At 43.4% G+C, this 15548-nt stretch carries 17 protein-coding genes; 16 read left to right on the top strand and 1 reads right to left on the bottom strand.

The window, feature by feature from the left end:
* The first annotated feature begins 20 nt into the window (after positions 1-20).
* From FTV43_RS05185 to der, 11 genes are all read left to right on the top strand, one after another.
* Entirely contained in the window at positions 21-572 is a 552-nt protein-coding gene (locus FTV43_RS05185) for a phosphatase PAP2 family protein (protein WP_004975087.1), read from the top strand.
* A gap of 101 nt (positions 573-673) precedes the next feature.
* Positions 674-874 (top strand): Fe-S cluster assembly protein IscX, encoded by a 201-nt coding sequence (gene iscX, locus FTV43_RS05180; protein WP_019836293.1) that lies wholly within the window; start codon positions 674-676, stop codon positions 872-874.
* Positions 875-1035: 161 nt separating this feature from the next.
* Positions 1036-1467, top strand: coding sequence for a nucleoside-diphosphate kinase (gene ndk, locus FTV43_RS05175; protein WP_004975092.1), 432 nt, complete (start codon positions 1036-1038; stop codon positions 1465-1467).
* A gap of 136 nt (positions 1468-1603) precedes the next feature.
* Complete coding sequence (rlmN, locus tag FTV43_RS05170) at positions 1604-2836, top strand: 23S rRNA (adenine(2503)-C(2))-methyltransferase RlmN (RefSeq protein WP_179995012.1); 1233 nt, start codon at positions 1604-1606, stop codon at positions 2834-2836.
* 54 nt (positions 2837-2890) lie between these two features.
* Entirely contained in the window at positions 2891-3700 is an 810-nt protein-coding gene (gene pilW / locus FTV43_RS05165) for a type IV pilus biogenesis/stability protein PilW (RefSeq protein WP_179995011.1), read from the top strand.
* A complete protein-coding gene (locus FTV43_RS05160; protein WP_179995010.1) occupies positions 3691-4500 on the top strand; it encodes a DUF4115 domain-containing protein in 810 nt (269 codons plus the stop codon). The genes pilW and FTV43_RS05160 overlap by 10 nt, the downstream gene beginning before the upstream one ends.
* A 22-nt stretch (positions 4501-4522) precedes the next feature.
* Positions 4523-5644, top strand: coding sequence for a flavodoxin-dependent (E)-4-hydroxy-3-methylbut-2-enyl-diphosphate synthase (gene ispG / locus FTV43_RS05155; protein ID WP_179995009.1), 1122 nt, complete (start codon positions 4523-4525; stop codon positions 5642-5644).
* A gap of 3 nt (positions 5645-5647) precedes the next feature.
* Positions 5648-6943, top strand: a complete 1296-nt coding sequence (gene hisS, locus FTV43_RS05150; protein ID WP_179995008.1) for a histidine--tRNA ligase — start codon at positions 5648-5650, stop codon at positions 6941-6943.
* A gap of 30 nt (positions 6944-6973) precedes the next feature.
* The gene (locus tag FTV43_RS05145; protein ID WP_179995007.1) at positions 6974-7678 is read left to right on the top strand and encodes a tetratricopeptide repeat protein; all 705 of its coding nucleotides are present in this window, start codon (positions 6974-6976) and stop codon (positions 7676-7678) included.
* Positions 7675-8823, top strand: coding sequence for an outer membrane protein assembly factor BamB (gene bamB / locus FTV43_RS05140; RefSeq protein WP_179995006.1), 1149 nt, complete (start codon positions 7675-7677; stop codon positions 8821-8823). Before FTV43_RS05145 ends, bamB begins: the two co-directional genes overlap by 4 nt.
* Before the next feature lie 161 nt (positions 8824-8984).
* Positions 8985-10397, top strand: a complete 1413-nt coding sequence (gene der / locus FTV43_RS05135; RefSeq protein ID WP_168418436.1) for a ribosome biogenesis GTPase Der — start codon at positions 8985-8987, stop codon at positions 10395-10397.
* An 84-nt stretch (positions 10398-10481) separates the two neighbouring features.
* On the opposite strand, the gene FTV43_RS05130 is transcribed toward der, so the two are convergent.
* On the bottom strand, positions 10482-11255 hold the full coding sequence (locus tag FTV43_RS05130; RefSeq protein WP_179995005.1) for an SDR family oxidoreductase: 774 nt from the start codon (positions 11253-11255) through the stop codon (positions 10482-10484).
* Between the two features lie 107 nt (positions 11256-11362).
* On the opposite strand from FTV43_RS05130, the gene mazG reads away from it, so the two are divergent.
* The 5 genes from mazG to panB all read left to right on the top strand — a co-directional run bounded on the left by mazG (position 11363) and on the right by panB (position 15548).
* Positions 11363-12124, top strand: a complete 762-nt coding sequence (gene mazG / locus FTV43_RS05125; protein ID WP_179995004.1) for a nucleoside triphosphate pyrophosphohydrolase — start codon at positions 11363-11365, stop codon at positions 12122-12124.
* Positions 12125-12140: 16 nt separating this feature from the next.
* Entirely contained in the window at positions 12141-12608 is a 468-nt protein-coding gene (locus FTV43_RS05120; protein WP_179995003.1) for a ComEA family DNA-binding protein, read from the top strand.
* A 129-nt stretch (positions 12609-12737) separates the two neighbouring features.
* Entirely contained in the window at positions 12738-14204 is a 1467-nt protein-coding gene (pcnB, locus tag FTV43_RS05115; RefSeq protein WP_179995002.1) for a polynucleotide adenylyltransferase PcnB, read from the top strand.
* Positions 14201-14689, top strand: a complete 489-nt coding sequence (gene folK, locus FTV43_RS05110; protein ID WP_004975118.1) for a 2-amino-4-hydroxy-6-hydroxymethyldihydropteridine diphosphokinase — start codon at positions 14201-14203, stop codon at positions 14687-14689. The genes pcnB and folK overlap by 4 nt, the downstream gene beginning before the upstream one ends.
* Before the next feature lie 49 nt (positions 14690-14738).
* A complete protein-coding gene (panB, locus tag FTV43_RS05105; RefSeq protein ID WP_004975120.1) occupies positions 14739-15548 on the top strand; it encodes a 3-methyl-2-oxobutanoate hydroxymethyltransferase in 810 nt (269 codons plus the stop codon).

Below are 15548 nucleotides of genomic sequence, written 5' to 3'. Positions count from 1 at the left end.
CGCCAAAGAGGAGAGAACTGATGAAGTTTAAAAATGCAAAAATAAGAATGCTGGATCTCGACTTAAAAGGCTGTTTGTATCTTAACCATTTTTCCCACTCTCAGCGGGTGGCACAATTTTTTAAAGTTATTAGCCGTTTGGGCGATGGTGTGTTCTGGTATGTCATGCTCGCAAGTGCATGGATGATGCAGGGCATTGGTTATAGTTTACAAATTATTTATCTGTTGTTAGGCGGATCTGTCGGCACAGGTATTTATAAATATTTAAAACAAAAAACCGTCCGTCCACGTCCGTATCAGGTACACCAAGTGATCCGTTTGGGTGAACGTCCCTTAGATCATTTTAGCTTCCCATCAGGTCACACTTTGCATGCAGTCATGACCACAACGGTTTTGGGTTATATCCAGCCAGTATTGTTGATGTTGATGTTGCCCTTTACGATTTTGGTGGCCGTTTCCCGTATGATTTTAGGCTTGCACTATCCGAGTGATGTGGCAGTCGGGGCGATGATTGGCGGTTCAGTGGCGAGTGCGATTATTTTGGCTGCACCTTATGTAAATATTGTTTTATAAGCTTGGATAAAACCAAATCGAAAATTCAGTGCAGTAATGGCAGGCAGCCCATGCGAAATTTGTTAAAGTAGTCGCTGTCTTGACTAGAATAGGGAATACACATGGGTTTACGTTGGACGGACAGCATCGACATTGCCATTGAGTTATATGAGGCGCATCCCGATGTCGATCCGCAATGGATTCGTTTTACCGATTTGCACGCTTGGGTCTGTGCTTTGCCAGAGTTTGAAGATGATCCCGAAAAATCGACTGAAGGCATCTTAGAAGCCATTCAAATGGCGTGGATTGACGAAGCACGTTAATCTAGCGGTGTGAAGCAAGATTGATTTGCCGATCAAGGTCCTGCACAATGCGCTTCATATCGAAAAAAGCAATTTTTTTACACATCAAAAGCAGAAAATAGCCCATTATTCGGTATAATGCGGCAAAATTTTCGCGTCAACATTGACTTAAGGAGCCAATCATGGCTATTGAACGTACTTTATCTATCGTAAAACCAGATGCTGTTGCTAAAAACCACATCGGTGACATCTTTGCTCGTTTCGAAAAAGCTGGTCTTAAAATCGTTGCGACTAAAATGAAACACCTTTCTCAAGCTGAAGCTGAAGGCTTCTACGCTGAGCACAAAGAACGTGGTTTCTTTGGTGACCTAGTTGCGTTCATGACTTCTGGTCCAGTCGTTGTTTCAGTTCTTGAAGGTGAAAACGCAGTTCTTGCTCACCGTGAAATTTTAGGTGCAACAAACCCTAAAGAAGCTGCACCTGGTACAATCCGTGCAGATTTCGCTGTAAGCATCGATGAAAACGCTGCTCACGGTTCAGACTCAGTTGCATCTGCAGAGCGTGAAGTAAACTACTTCTTTGCTCAAACTGAAGTTTGCCCACGTACTCGTTAATACGCAGTATTCAAACCAGATAAGTGTTATTATGCTTATCTGGTTTTTTATTCTCCGATTTTTATTTTCTGAATAAACCTTTGCTCACCTCTTGAGCTTCTCCTTTCATCTTTAGACATGGTTTAGGTATACACACATGAGTACAGAAGTCCTCGCTGCATCTGCAACAGATGTTCAGCAAGCATCTGCGTCCGCTCCTGCACAGTCTGCGACTGCAGAGAAAGTGAATCTCCTTGGCCTGTCACGTCCACAAATGGAAAAATTCTTTGAAGATTTAGGCGAGAAGAAATTCCGTGCAGGGCAGGTGATGAAATGGATTCACCAGTTTTTTGTTACAGATTTTGCTGAAATGACCAATATTTCAGGCAAGTTACGTGAAAAACTGGAAAAGATTTGTGAAATTAAAGCGCCTGAAGTGGTGCATAAAAATTATTCTAAAGACGGTACTCGTAAGTGGGTATTCCGTGTCGGTGATGGTGAAGGCTCATTGGTCGAAACCGTTCTGATTCCTGCCGAAGACAAAACTGGCTCACGTAAAACCCTGTGTATTTCATCGCAAGTAGGTTGTGCACTGGACTGTTCATTTTGTTCTACGGGTAAACAAGGTTTTCAGCGTGACCTAACCCAAGCCGAAATTATTGGTCAGTTGTGGATGGCAAACTATTCCTATATGGAAGATGTGCCTGTGATTGAACGTGAGCGTTCTGTGACCAACGTGGTGATGATGGGTATGGGCGAACCGTTGTTGAATTACGATGCCGTCTTGAACGCCATGCGCATTATGCTAGATGACTTTGCTTATGGCATGTCTAAGCGTCGTGTGACTTTATCGACTTCGGGTGTTGTACCTAAAATTGACCAATTGGCACAAGATATTGATGTGGCTTTGGCAATTTCTTTGCACGCCACCAATAACGAACTGCGTGATGAACTTGTTCCAATCAATAAAAAATATCCATTGGAACAATTAATCGCAGCTTGTCAGCGTTATATTGGCAAAGATGGCAACGAAAGTGCGCGTAAACACGTGACCATTGAATATGTCATGTTAGATGGTGTAAATGACCATCCTGAACATGCGCAGCAAATGATTAAGCTACTCAAGAACCTGCCAAGCAAGATTAATTTGATTCCATTTAACCCATTTCCGCACGCGCCGTATGGACGTTCAAGCCGAAATCGAATTATTTCTTTCCAAAAAACTTTGTCTGATGCAGGTTTTGTGTGTACGATTCGTCAGACACGTGGTGATGATATTGATGCTGCGTGTGGGCAATTGGTCGGACAAGTGGCAGACCGCACCCGCCGTGCCGAACAGTGGAAAAAGAAAGTTGCAGCGCAAAATGAAATCATACGCTCGCAAGGATAATGACTTGTATAGATAACTAACTTGCATCGAACGAAGACGCAAAGGGGATGTCCATTGAATAAGCCTGTATTTAAAATCGCACAAATTACAACTGTTTGTATTTCGGCAATTTTTGCTGCAGCTTGTCAAACCACAGCGCCAACGCTCGGACAAAAAGACCCAGAAAAAGCAGTACAAGTACGCACTCAACTTGCCGCAGAATATTTAAAAAATGGCGACTTAGATTCTGCTAAGCGTGCGTTGGATCAAGCTTTGGAAAGCGATTCACGCGATTCATCTGCCAATATGATGATGGGAGTGTTGTTGCAGCAAGAAGGTAGCAAGCTGAATCTAGAAAAAGCCGATGCGTATTTTAAGCGTGCCATTGCTGCTGACCCTCAAAATGCACAAGCGCGTAACAACTATGGTACGTATTTATATCAAGTAGAACGTTATAATGAGGCGATTGAACAGCTCAGTATTGCTGGTGCAACACTGGGTTATGATCAGCGTTTTAGAGCATTAGAAAACGTAGGGCGTATTTATTTAAAGTTGGGTGATGTCGCGAATGCCGAAAAATCATTCAAACAAGCCTTGCAAGCCAACCGCGATTCTTATGTTTCAATGTTAGAGTTGTCTGAAATTTTATATTTAAGACAACAATTTGCACCCGCTCGACAATTGTATGAACAGTTTGTACGTGCGGTCGGGCAAAAAAATCAGGGTGCGCGTGCCTTATGGATTGGGATTCGTTTAGCACGTGCCAATGGCGATCAATTGGGAACTCAGGTTTTAGTGAACCAGCTGCGTGCATTATTTCCCAATAGCCAAGAATACCAACGTTATTTGCAATTACAGTACAGTACTGAGGCCGTATGGAAGTAAATCCTAATTCACCGCAACCATCACAGGGGAGCAATCAGGTACCCCATGCATTAGGAAATGTTCAACGTCCAGGTGAGTACCTTCGTCAAATTCGTGTGAATCAAAAACGCGATCTGGCTGATGTTTCAAAAGATTTGAAAATTCCATTGAAAACACTGACTGCACTTGAGCAGGATGAATATACTGCCTTGCCAGAAGCAACCTTTATTAAAGGTTATTATCGTACCTATGCCAAATATTTGCAGGTCGATGCTTCTGCGATTATTCAGCGTTTTGATGAAATTTATGCCAACGATACAGGTCTGTTGCCCAACCATGCCTTGAACAATTCACCCATCAAAATTATGGGGAAGCTGCCTGGTTCCAACCGTGATCGTAATAAGAAGTGGCTGACCCGTATCGCCATTGCGATTGCTGTCTTGTTGCTCCTGTGGGCTTTGGTGGCATTGATTCAGAACTGGATGTCTTCTAGTCAAGACACTGCTGAACCTGAAATTGCAGTGCTGCAATCTGATGTGCAAATCATTTCAGACAATGCAACAGTTGGCACAACCTCACTTGCTTCAGGTGATCAATTGAATTTGCAATTTGTACGTCCAACTTCAGTGCATATTGTTGACTCTGCAGGCAATGTATTGGCAACGGGACGTCAGGCATCAACTTTAAATTTACAAGGTGAAGCCCCATTCCAAATTCGTTTAGATGATGCCACTGCTGTGTCATTAAGTTTGAACAATGAGTCGATTTCATTATCGCCATATACTGTAAACGGAAAAGCCGAATTCCGTTTGTCTCGATAATGCAGCAAGGTAGAGCGATATCATGATTGTGAATCCAATTCAACGCCGTCCGACCCGTAAAATTCGTGTGGGTTCTGTTTATGTCGGTGGTGATGCACCCATTAGTATTCAGAGTATGACCAATACAGAAACCTGTGATGTAGCGGCGACTGTGGCGCAAATCCAGCGTTGTGTAGATGCGGGTGTAGACATCATGCGTGTTTCTGTGCCAACAATGGAAGCCGCAGCTGCATTTGGTGAAATTCGTAAGCAAGTGTCTGTACCCTTAGTTGCAGACATTCACTTTGACTATAAAATTGCTTTGGCCGTTGCAGATGCTGGCGCAGACTGCTTGCGTATTAACCCAGGGAATATTGGCTCAGAAGCTAAAATTCGTGAAGTGGTGGCTGCCGCAAAACATCACGATATTTCCATGCGTATTGGTGTAAATGCAGGATCGCTAGAAAAAGATATTCAGAAAAAATATGGTGAGCCAACAGGCGCAGCATTGCTAGAATCTGCCATGCGTCATATTGATATTTTAGATCGCTTAGATTTTCAGGAATTTAAAATTTCAGTTAAAGCATCGAATGTGTTTTTAACCATGGATGCTTACCGCCTGTTGTCACAACAAATTGATAATCCATTACATTTGGGTGTAACCGAAGCAGGGATTTACCGTACAGGTACGGTTAAGTCAGCAATTGCTTTGGGTGGTCTGCTCATGGAAGGCATTGGTGATACCATGCGTATTTCGCTTGCGGCAGAACCTGAAGATGAAGTCAAAATTGGTTTTGATATTCTTAAATCTTTAAGCTTACGCTCAAACGGCATTAACTTCATTGCTTGCCCAAGCTGTTCACGTCAGGAATTTAACGTAATTTCTGTCATGCAGGCCTTGGAAGAGCGTTTGGAAGATATCCGCACGCCTATGGATGTATCGGTTATTGGATGTAAAGTGAATGGCCCAGGTGAAGCCAAAGAGGCGGATATTGGTGTCGTGGGTGCAAGTCCACGTTCGTTGGTATATCGAAATGGTGAAAAAAGCCATTTAATTGATACCAACCAACTTGTTGATGAAATCGAAAGCATGGTTCGTCAACGTGTGACAGAGCTTGAAGAAGCTAAATCTAAAGAGATTATTCGTACAAATTTTTCTGAGTAAGACATGAGTTCAATTGTTGCAATTAAAGGTTTTAATGACATTCTTCCAACGCAAACACCAGCGTGGAGACGTCTAGAGCAACATTTAGCATCTTTAATGGATGCTTATGGTTATCAACAAATTCGTTTGCCAATGGTCGAGCAAACCAATTTGTTTAAGCGTTCAATTGGTGATGCGACCGATATTGTTGAAAAAGAAATGTACACCTTTTTGGACAAAGGCAATCCGCCAGAGTCTTTGACTTTGCGTCCTGAAGGTACTGCGGGCTGTGTACGTGCCATGTTAGAGCACAATTTACTACGTGGCGCGACCCCGCGTGTGTGGTATATCGGCCCGATGTTCCGCTATGAAAAGCCGCAAAAAGGCCGTTACCGCCAATTTCATCAGTTTGGTGTAGAAACCTTTGGGGTTGCAACGCCAGACATGGATGCCGAACTGATTTTAATGACCGCGCGGTTATGGAAGCGCATGGGCGTTGCCGATAAAGTTCGCTTAGAGTTGAATACTTTGGGTGAGTCGGATGAGCGTGCTGCGTATCGTGCTGCTTTGGTTGAGTTTTTAGAAGATCACAAGGCCGATTTAGATGAAGATTCTCAGCGTCGTTTAAGTACTAATCCACTGCGTATTTTGGACTCTAAAGATGCTAAAACACAAAGCATCTTAGAAAATGCACCGAAATTACATGATTTTATGGGTGAAGACACCCTAAATCACTTTGCCCAGTTACAGCAATATTTAACAGATGCAGGCATTGATTTTGTAATTAATCAAAAATTGGTACGTGGTCTAGATTATTACAACAAAACAGTATTTGAATGGACAACTACGCATTTAGGTTCACAAGGCACAGTCTGTGCAGGTGGACGTTATGATGGTCTGGTTGGGCAATTGAAAGGCAAAGCAGATCAGTCTGTACCTGCCGTGGGATTTGCCATGGGTATTGAGCGTTTGTTGTTGCTACTTGAGCAAGTCGAAGACAATACACCAGTACGTGATTGTGAAGTGTTCTTGTTGGCAGACCCAAATACGCAAGGCAAGGCTATGGTTTTGGCTGAGCAAATTCGTGACCAGTTGGAACAGGCAGGCAGCCAAATTCGCCTGAAAGTCGGTTCACAAGGTTCAATGAAAAGCCAAATGAAAAAAGCCGATCAATCAGGTGCAATCTACGCATTGATTTATGGTGAGCGCGAAGCGGAAGCACAGCAATTGGCAGTCAAAACTTTGGCAACTGCCGAGCAAACTGCAGTCGCTGTTGCTGAAATTGTGCCTTTCATCATTGAAAAATTTTCTTCACAATAAGCCAAATAACATAAGGAAAAGGGTAATCCAATGAGCGCATTGAGTGATGACGAACAACTTGATAGTTTAAAATCGTTTGCGAAAAAATATGGCTCGGCCATTATTAGCGGGATTTTAATTGCGTTGATTGCCTTTTTCGGATGGCAATATTGGCAGAAAAAAAACTTGGCTGAGCATCAAATGAATACAGCCAAAGTGCAACAACTGATGGATGATGCTCGTAACGCAGAAGCGAATCCTGATGCTTTTAGTCAATTGTCTGCAACTGCCGATAAAATTGTGAAAGAAGCGCCAGACTCTGCGCAGGCCATTCAAACTCAGTTTTTAATGGCAAAACTGGCTTATGATCAGCAAGACTTTGCTGCGGCGGAAAAAGCTTTAAAGAAAGTTGAAAATTCTAAAGTGAAAGATCAGGGCTTGGTGCAACTGGTCAAGTTACGTTTGGCGTATGCACAGCTGGCTCAAAAGAAATATGACGAAGCCATTCAAAGTTTGGCAGGCGTGACCGATCCGGCATTTAAAGCCACAGCTGACGAAGCACGTGGTGATGTCTATGTTGCCAAAAATGACCGTGAAAATGCCAAAAAAGCGTATCAAAGTGCATGGGATACTTTGGTAGAGCGTAAACAAGAGCGTCAAATTTTACAAATAAAACTCGAAAGTGTAGGCGTTTTGGTGGATGATCCTGAAATTGAACGCCCAGTATTAGAAACACAAGTGGATGAGAGCCAATGAATAGAAAGTATAAAATACCGTTTGCACTGACAGTTTTAACCCTCGCTTTGGTGGGATGTTCTACAAATAAAATTAAAGTTGCAGAAGTTAAGCCGAATCCACTCCCAAAACTTGAACAAGCACAGAGTTTAGTGCCTGTATTTTCGCAAAACGTATCTTCTACAATGGCAGCAGATCCACTGCGTTTACAGCTCGATGCTGCAAATGGTGTAATTTTTACGGTTGATCCTAAAGGTGAGATGGCTGCCTATCAAGGCAAACAACGTCTTTGGCAAAAGCAAGTTTCTAAGCAAGGTCTTAGTGCTGGCGTAAAAGCTGCAGAAGGAATAGTGGTTGCAGGCAACAGCAAAGGACAATTGTTCGCCCTAGATCAGCAAACAGGCGAACAAAAGTGGGTGGCACAATTAACAGGTGCAATTCTTGCACCTTCATTGATTCAGTCTGGTCGTGTGGTCACTGTCAGCAATGATGGCACGGTGTATGCGCACAACGTAGAAACGGGTCAATTGGTATGGACCTATAACTTGCCAAACGTACAGTTTAGCTTACGTGGTATGGCTGCACCTGTTGCTTTAGACCCGCGTACAGTCTTAATTGCTTCGGCAAATGCCTATGTTTATGCCTTAGATATTGTGACAGGCGTACCACGCATGCAACGTCGTGTCGCAATCAGTGAAGGTCGTTCAGACATTCAACGCTTAAATGATATTGATGGTGACCCTGTAGTTGCCGGCCAATTCTTGGTGACCACAAGCTATCAAGGTCAGGTCACTGTATTGGACTTGGCATCGCAACAGGTGATCTGGAGCGAAGACATGAGCAGCACCAAACGCCCAGAAGTAGCGGGTAATGGTGTGTTTGTCAGTAGTGATGACGGTAAAATTGCTGCCTATGAAATCACGTCTGGGCAACAACTTTGGGAAAATGACAGTTTGTTGAATCGTCGTTTGTCTAATCCAGTCTTGCTAGGTCAGTATTTGGTGGTAGGCGATTTAGACGGTGTGTTGCATTTGCTTGACCCAAGTTCAGGTCAGTTGGTTGGTCGCTCAAAAACCAGCGGTGAAGTACGCACATTGCGTGTCATTGACAATCAGCTTTACGTAGCAACGCAAAAGGGTGCTTTCAGCGTTTGGCAGAACCGTTAATTTTATTCTGACTTTTATGCTAAAATAGTCGTCCGTATTTTTACGCGGGGTAATTGAATGTTCAATACCCCGTGTTTTTATTTAGATATTTGATCTACTTTCTCCACAGTTTCTGATGTTCAGGCCATTTAAGTTGGCTGATCTTGTATAAAGGTTAATCTATGAAACCCGTAATTGCGCTCATTGGTCGTCCGAACGTCGGAAAATCAACGCTGTTTAACCAGATTACCAAGAGCCGTGATGCGCTTGTTGCCGACTTTGCTGGTCTGACACGTGACCGAAAATATGGTGATGCTACTTACCAAAACAAGTCCTTTATTGTTGTGGACACAGGTGGTATTGGCGAAACCGAAGGCGGTATTGACTCTTATATGGCAGAGCAGTCAAAAACTGCAATCCACGAAGCGGACATCATTATTTTTGTGGTGGATGCACGTGCAGGCTTGTTGGCATCGGATGAGCAAATTGCGCGTGAATTGCGTACTTTAGGCAAAAAAGTATTCTTAGTGGCCAACAAGGTCGATGGCGTACATGCCGAAGCAGCCTTGGTGGAATTCTTCAAGCTAGGTATGGGCGAACCATTACAAGTGGCTGCTAGTCACGGACGTGGCGTACAGCAAATGCTGGAAGATGTTCTGGCTGATATTCCTGAAGACGAAAACCCAGATGCACATGACCAAGACACAGGTTTGCGTTTAGCCATTATTGGACGTCCAAACGTGGGGAAATCTACGTTGGTCAACCGTTTATTGGGTGAAGAGCGTGTGGTTGCATTTGACCAACCTGGAACAACACGTGACTCGGTTTATATTCCATTTGAGCGTAATGGGCGTAAATACACCTTAATTGATACTGCAGGTGTGCGTCGTAAAGGTAAGGTCGATGAAATGATTGAGAAATTCTCAATTGTGAAAACCTTACAAGCCATGAAAGATGCTCACGTTGTGGTAGTGGTGGTTGATGCACGTGATGGTATTGTAGAGCAAGACTTACACTTGATTGGTTATGCACTCGAAGCAGGGCGTGCCATGGTGGTTGCGATTAACAAATGGGACAATATGTCTGAGTATGATCGCAAGCAATGTAAGCTAGATGTAGAACGTCGTTTTGACTTTATTCCATGGGCAAAAATTCACCTGATTTCTGCATTACATGGTACAGGTGTGGGCGATCTATACCCATCTATACACCGTGCTTATGAATCATCACATTTGAAAGTTTCACCTGCTAAACTGACACAAATTTTGAATGATGCGACTGATGCGCACCATCCACCAAAAGTACAGGGGCGTGCCATCAAAATGCGCTATGCGCATATGGGCGGACAAAACCCACCTACAATTGTCATTCACGGCAACAAGGTAGATAAAACCCCTGCGGATTACCGTCGCTATTTAGAAAATGTGTTCCGTAAAGTGTATAAACTTGAAGGTACACCGGTAAAAATTGAATTTAAAACTTCTGAAAACCCATTTGAAGGACGTAAGTCACAGGTGGATGAGCGTACTGCAGCACGTCGCCGCCGCTATGTACAGAAGTTCAAGAAAGCTGAGAAAAAGTTTAAGCGTGGTTAAGCTGTCATTTTTCAAGATGCAAAAAAAGCCCGAATTTTAAATTCGGGCTTTTTATTGTGTGCGGCATCTTGGGGTAGCATTACCTTATGCGCGCTTTGCCAACAATCGATTCGACCAACGATTTAACCATTGCGGGCTAATGCCAGACAATTGCATTAAGGTTTTGGCTTTTAAACCTACCGCACGGTGGGTGTTGGTCAGAATAGAGTCTTTGGCCGTTGCTTGTTGATAAACCACTTGCGCTACATCTTCTGCTGAGAGATGTACCCCCATATTCTGAATGGTGCCAGCATCCATATCTTTAACCATGGCTGTTTGCACAAAAAGTGGCATTACATCTAACACACGAATACCAAATTTATCCCATTCTATATCTAGTCCTTCAGTGATGCCTCGCACAGCAAATTTAGAAGCAGAGTATGAGATTAAATCTGCTTGTCCATAAATTGCAGAGGCGGAAGACAGATTAATCACCCGAGCAAAACTGGCCTGTTTCAAATAAGGCAAAGCTGCGTGACAGCCATTCAATACACCATTGACATTGACTGCCATAGTACGGTGATGAGCTTCTATAGGCGTATCTTCAAAAGCACCTGAATATAAAATTCCAGCATTGTTGACTAAAATATTGAGTTCACCCGCCCATTGGCAAAAATCTGACAAAGCAGCTTGCCAGCTGGCATAGTCTGCTACATCCAATAAGCCTGCATGCGCACGTTCACCCAGTTGATTGGCCAGTTGTTGGGCTTGGGTGAGATGAATGTCATAAATACCGACACGGTAACCTTGTTGATAAAACAATTGTGCGATTGCGGCACCAATGCCTTGTGCAGCGCCACTAATCAAGATACTGTGCATTTGAACTTGCTCCCTGATGTTATTTTTGTTGTGCATATCGTCTTTGCTGTCTGAGCATAACAAAAAAATGGTGCATTCGTGCAATAAATTGAAATAAGGAACAACCCATGCAGCAATTGCTTTCAATCATGCAGCAGTTACGTCAACAATGCCCGTGGGATCAAAAACAAACCCCAGAAAGTTTGACTAAATACGCGATTGAAGAAGCTTATGAAGTTGAAGCGGCAGTGCGTTCAGGCAAGGTGGATGATGTACGTGATGAGCTAGGTGATTTGTTGTTGCAAGTGGTGTTTCAGGCACAAATGTATAGCGAGCAAGGTGCATTTAATTTTCAGGATGTGGTGCAAGCCATTTGCGATAAATTGATCCGTCGGCATCCGCATGTGTTTCAGGCTGAGCAGTTTGAGAAGCTCAGTGCAGAAGATGTTGCTGCCTTGTGGAAAACCATTAAACAACAAGAAAAACAAGGCAAGGCAAAATCACGTTTAGACGAAATCAAACATGCCCCTGCATTACAGCAGGCGCAGCAAATTCAGCAGCATGCAGCCCAGTTAAGCTTTGATTTTCCAACTGTAGAAGAGGCTTATGCAAAACTTGAAGAAGAGTTACAGGAATTACAGCAGGTGATTCAGCGGCAACAATCCGACGAAATACGGGATGAATTTGGTGATTGTTTGTTTTCTTTAATCAATGTTGGGCGTAAACTTGGCGTGTCCAGTGAGATGGCATTATTGGGCACAATTCATAAATTTAGAACACGCTTTGCTTACATTGAAGATCAGGCCGAATTACAACAAAAAACAATAGAAGATATGACTTTAGAAGAAATGGATCAACTTTGGGAGCAGGCAAAACAACAATTAAAATGACAGGTTTTGTGGCAACATGAATATATCGCAGCAATTAAAAGTTTCTTTTCGCTTTTTTTCTTTCGGATGGCAGCACTGGCTTGCATTGCTGTTATGCAGTATCAGTGTATGGACTACAGCACAAAATGTGCAATCTAAGCCTGCGCAGGTGGGTGGGCACAGCTATGATCAAAACTATTTAAAATGGAAAGCGCAGCAAGCCGCGCAAGATCAGCGTTTAAGTGCGGCTCAAACCACATCATCAAGCGCAGAACATTATTTAGCACGTCCTACTCAGCAAAGTGCGCATACAAATCAAGTGCGTTTAAATAGCGCTTCACTAGAACAATTGCAGCAATTGTCTGGGGTGGGCATGAAAAAAGCACAAGCGATTGTGGAATATCGAAAACAAAATGGAAAATTCCAAAGTATTGAAGAACTTCAGCAAGTCAAAGGGATTGGGTCTGCCTTATTTGCCAAGAATAAACATAAGTTGGCATTGTAGCTGCAAGCAGAATTTTAGCACTGCACATTGCAAAATTAGCATGTGAATCAAATTGCCCTTTGATTGTGTTAGAGATATGATTAGCGACATCTTATCTGTTTTACGTTCAGACGTAGGAGACAGCGTCTTTTGCAAACTTTGCGCGCGTCAAAATGTGGTTTATCTACCGCTCAATTACCTTCTTCCATTTTAGATGTTCTAGATGCTTTAACCAAAGCAGGCTATGAAGCTTATATCGTCGGTGGTGGAGTTCGTGACTTAATGTTAGGGCTAAATCCGAAGGATTTTGATGCCGTAACCAATGCCACACCCTCACAAGTGAAAGAAGTTTTCGGACGACGTTGCCGAATTATTGGACGACGTTTTGAGCTGGCGCATGTCTATGCAGGGCGTGAACTAATTGAAGTGGCCACTTTCCGTGCGCCACCGAAAAAAGCTGTGACTTCTGCGGCGGGGATGATTCTGCGCGATAATAACTGGGGCACAATCGAGCAAGATTTTGCCCGTCGTGACTTTTCAATCAATGCGTTGTATTACCAGCCACGCAAAGGCATCGTGTTAGATTTTTGCAATGCCGTAGATGATATAAAGCACAGAAACTTGCGTTTATTGGGCGAACCAACTTTACGTTTTGAAGAAGACCCAGTGCGTATGCTGCGTACTTTGCGTTTTGCTGCCAAATTAAATTTCAATATTGATCCAAAAATTCTTAAAATTTTTACGCCTGAAATGACGCAGTTATTGCGTGATGTATCGCCACACCGTTTATATGATGAGTCGCAAAAACTCTTTACGATGGGGCATTTAAATAAAGTCCTGCCGATGTTGATTGAGTTTGGTATTTGGCGTCAGTTATTTGCCGACATCAAGCCAGACATCAACTCATTTATTGAACGTGCAGCAAAAAATACCGATCAACGGATTGCGATTGGTAAAACCATCAACCCTGCATTTTTCTATGCGGTGCTGTTGTGGCAACCATTTTTAGAGCGTTGTGACTTTTATCTGTCTAAAGGTGTAGTGGCCGCCGAAGCGCGAGCACAAGCTGGTTTAGATGTACTAAAACGTCAGGCGACACGTACCATTATTCCTCGTTTTGCTGAAACTTTTATTCGTGAAGTTTGGGAAATGCAAACCCGTTTATTGCAACCGAAACCACAGCAAATTGAAGCATTGTCTGGGCATGCGCGTTTCCGTGCAGGTTTTGACTTTTTATTACTGCGTGAAAAAGCAGGCGATAGCTCGACTTTAGGAATGGGTCAGTGGTGGGATGCCTACCAGCTTATGAGCACCGATGAAAAAGAACGTGCGATTGCCCAATATAACCGATTACGTGCCAAGAGCCGCCGTAAAACAGCGCAAGAACCTGTTGATGTGGCACCAGCAACACATGCTGCCGATATGCAGATTGAACCCTTGGTGAATGAGCCTGAGCCTCGTAGTCGACGTGCGCGTAAAGCCAAACAGTATGAAGAAAATCGGGCGCAATTGACTGCTACAGCAAACGGTTCAGGTATTGGTGCAGATCATCCGATTTTAAAACGTAAACGTGTGCAACGTGATTTAAGCCAAGTGATTTTTGGGCCAACACAATGAGCAACATCACCTATATTGGTTTAGGCAGTAATTTGGGCGATTCGCGTCAAATTTTGACTGAAGCGGTGCAAAAACTGGCAACTTTGGGGCAAGTGCAGACTTCTAAACTGTATCAAAGCCCACCAATGGGGCCACAAGATCAGCCTAATTATTTGAATGCTGTGGTACGTTTAGATACCGAACTTGAAGCCTTGGCATTGTTAGATGAATTACAGCGTTTTGAACAAGAGTCGGGTCGGGTGCGTTTACGTCATTGGGGTGAGCGTACGCTAGATTTAGACTTGTTGATTTATGCTGATGCCAACATTCAAAATGAACGTCTGACTGTACCGCATGTGGGGGTGTTAGAACGTGATTTTGTCGTCATCCCGTTGTTAGATTTGGATGCTAACTTAAGTGTTAAGGGACAATTATTAAAACACTCGCCATTGCTTGAACATCCGAGCTTAACTGTTGTAGATGCTAGCAATTGGGCAGGGCTATAAAGTTTTAAATTAAGCATGCGTGATGCTTTTTCCATAGAGGAATATTTTCATGATTAGTTTAAGTGACCTAAGAAAATTTAAAGCGGAAGGTCGAAAATTCTCCTGCCTGACTTGCTATGATGCAAGCATGGCGAAAGCAATGGAAATTGCTGAAATTGATACGATTTTAATTGGCGATTCTTTGGGGATGTCCATTCAGGGGCGTGACTCAACCTTGCCTGTCAGCGTGGCGGATATGGCTTATCATACTGCGGCGGTGCGTCGTGGTAATCAACATGCTTTTATTTTGACTGACTTGCCATTTATGAGTTATGCCACCTTAAATGATGCATTGCAAAGCTCGAAAGAGGTGATGCAAGCGGGTGCACAAATGGTCAAAATGGAAGGTGGTGCATGGCTCAGCGAAACCGTTGCAACACTGACCCGTAATGGTATTCCTGTCTGTGTACATTTAGGTTTAACGCCACAATCGGTGCATGTATTTGGCGGTTATAAATTACAGGCACGTACCCGCGAAGCTGCAGATAAACTGATTGCTGACTGTAAAGCTGTGGTAGAAGCAGGCGCGGCGATTCTGTTACTAGAATGTGTGCCAGCACAGCTAGGTCAAGAAATTTCTGCCTTGTTCCCTGAAATTCCAGTGATTGGGATTGGTGCAGGTGCAGACACTGACGGTCAGGTACTAGTGGTGCAAGACATGCTGGGGCTGACTTTTGGTCGTGTCGCAAAATTTGTACGTAACTTTATGAAAGAACAAGCGGGTGAAACTGCCATTTTGGATGCATTTAAAGCCTATCATGCTGCAGTTCAAGATGGTTCTTTCCCTGCACGTGAACAAACTTTCCAAGTCGAGTTGTAA

It is taken from the genome of Acinetobacter sp. YH16053 (assembly GCF_013417035.1).
Classification (GTDB): domain Bacteria; phylum Pseudomonadota; class Gammaproteobacteria; order Pseudomonadales; family Moraxellaceae; genus Acinetobacter; species Acinetobacter towneri.
Note: the sequence above shows the minus strand (reverse complement) of the source record. Positions and strands in the feature narration are given on the sequence as shown.

Bases quoted from the DNA above. Each gene is read 5' to 3' on its own strand.
- panB (WP_004975120.1), top strand. From the start codon at position 14,739: ATGATTAGTTTAAGTGACCTAAGAAAATTTAAAGCGGAAGGTCGAAAA.
- iscX (WP_019836293.1), top strand. From the start codon at position 674: ATGGGTTTACGTTGGACGGACAGCATCGACATTGCCATTGAGTTATAT.
- FTV43_RS05120 (WP_179995003.1), top strand. From the start codon at position 12,141: ATGAATATATCGCAGCAATTAAAAGTTTCTTTTCGCTTTTTTTCTTTC.
- ispG (WP_179995009.1), top strand. From the start codon at position 4,523: ATGATTGTGAATCCAATTCAACGCCGTCCGACCCGTAAAATTCGTGTG.
- rlmN (WP_179995012.1), top strand. From the start codon at position 1,604: ATGAGTACAGAAGTCCTCGCTGCATCTGCAACAGATGTTCAGCAAGCA.
- der (WP_168418436.1), top strand. From the start codon at position 8,985: ATGAAACCCGTAATTGCGCTCATTGGTCGTCCGAACGTCGGAAAATCA.
- FTV43_RS05185 (WP_004975087.1), top strand. From the start codon at position 21: ATGAAGTTTAAAAATGCAAAAATAAGAATGCTGGATCTCGACTTAAAA.
- FTV43_RS05130 (WP_179995005.1), bottom strand. From the start codon at position 11,255: ATGCACAGTATCTTGATTAGTGGCGCTGCACAAGGCATTGGTGCCGCA.
- hisS (WP_179995008.1), top strand. From the start codon at position 5,648: ATGAGTTCAATTGTTGCAATTAAAGGTTTTAATGACATTCTTCCAACG.
- mazG (WP_179995004.1), top strand. From the start codon at position 11,363: ATGCAGCAATTGCTTTCAATCATGCAGCAGTTACGTCAACAATGCCCG.
- ndk (WP_004975092.1), top strand. From the start codon at position 1,036: ATGGCTATTGAACGTACTTTATCTATCGTAAAACCAGATGCTGTTGCT.
- bamB (WP_179995006.1), top strand. From the start codon at position 7,675: ATGAATAGAAAGTATAAAATACCGTTTGCACTGACAGTTTTAACCCTC.
- folK (WP_004975118.1), top strand. From the start codon at position 14,201: ATGAGCAACATCACCTATATTGGTTTAGGCAGTAATTTGGGCGATTCG.
- FTV43_RS05145 (WP_179995007.1), top strand. From the start codon at position 6,974: ATGAGCGCATTGAGTGATGACGAACAACTTGATAGTTTAAAATCGTTT.
- FTV43_RS05160 (WP_179995010.1), top strand. From the start codon at position 3,691: ATGGAAGTAAATCCTAATTCACCGCAACCATCACAGGGGAGCAATCAG.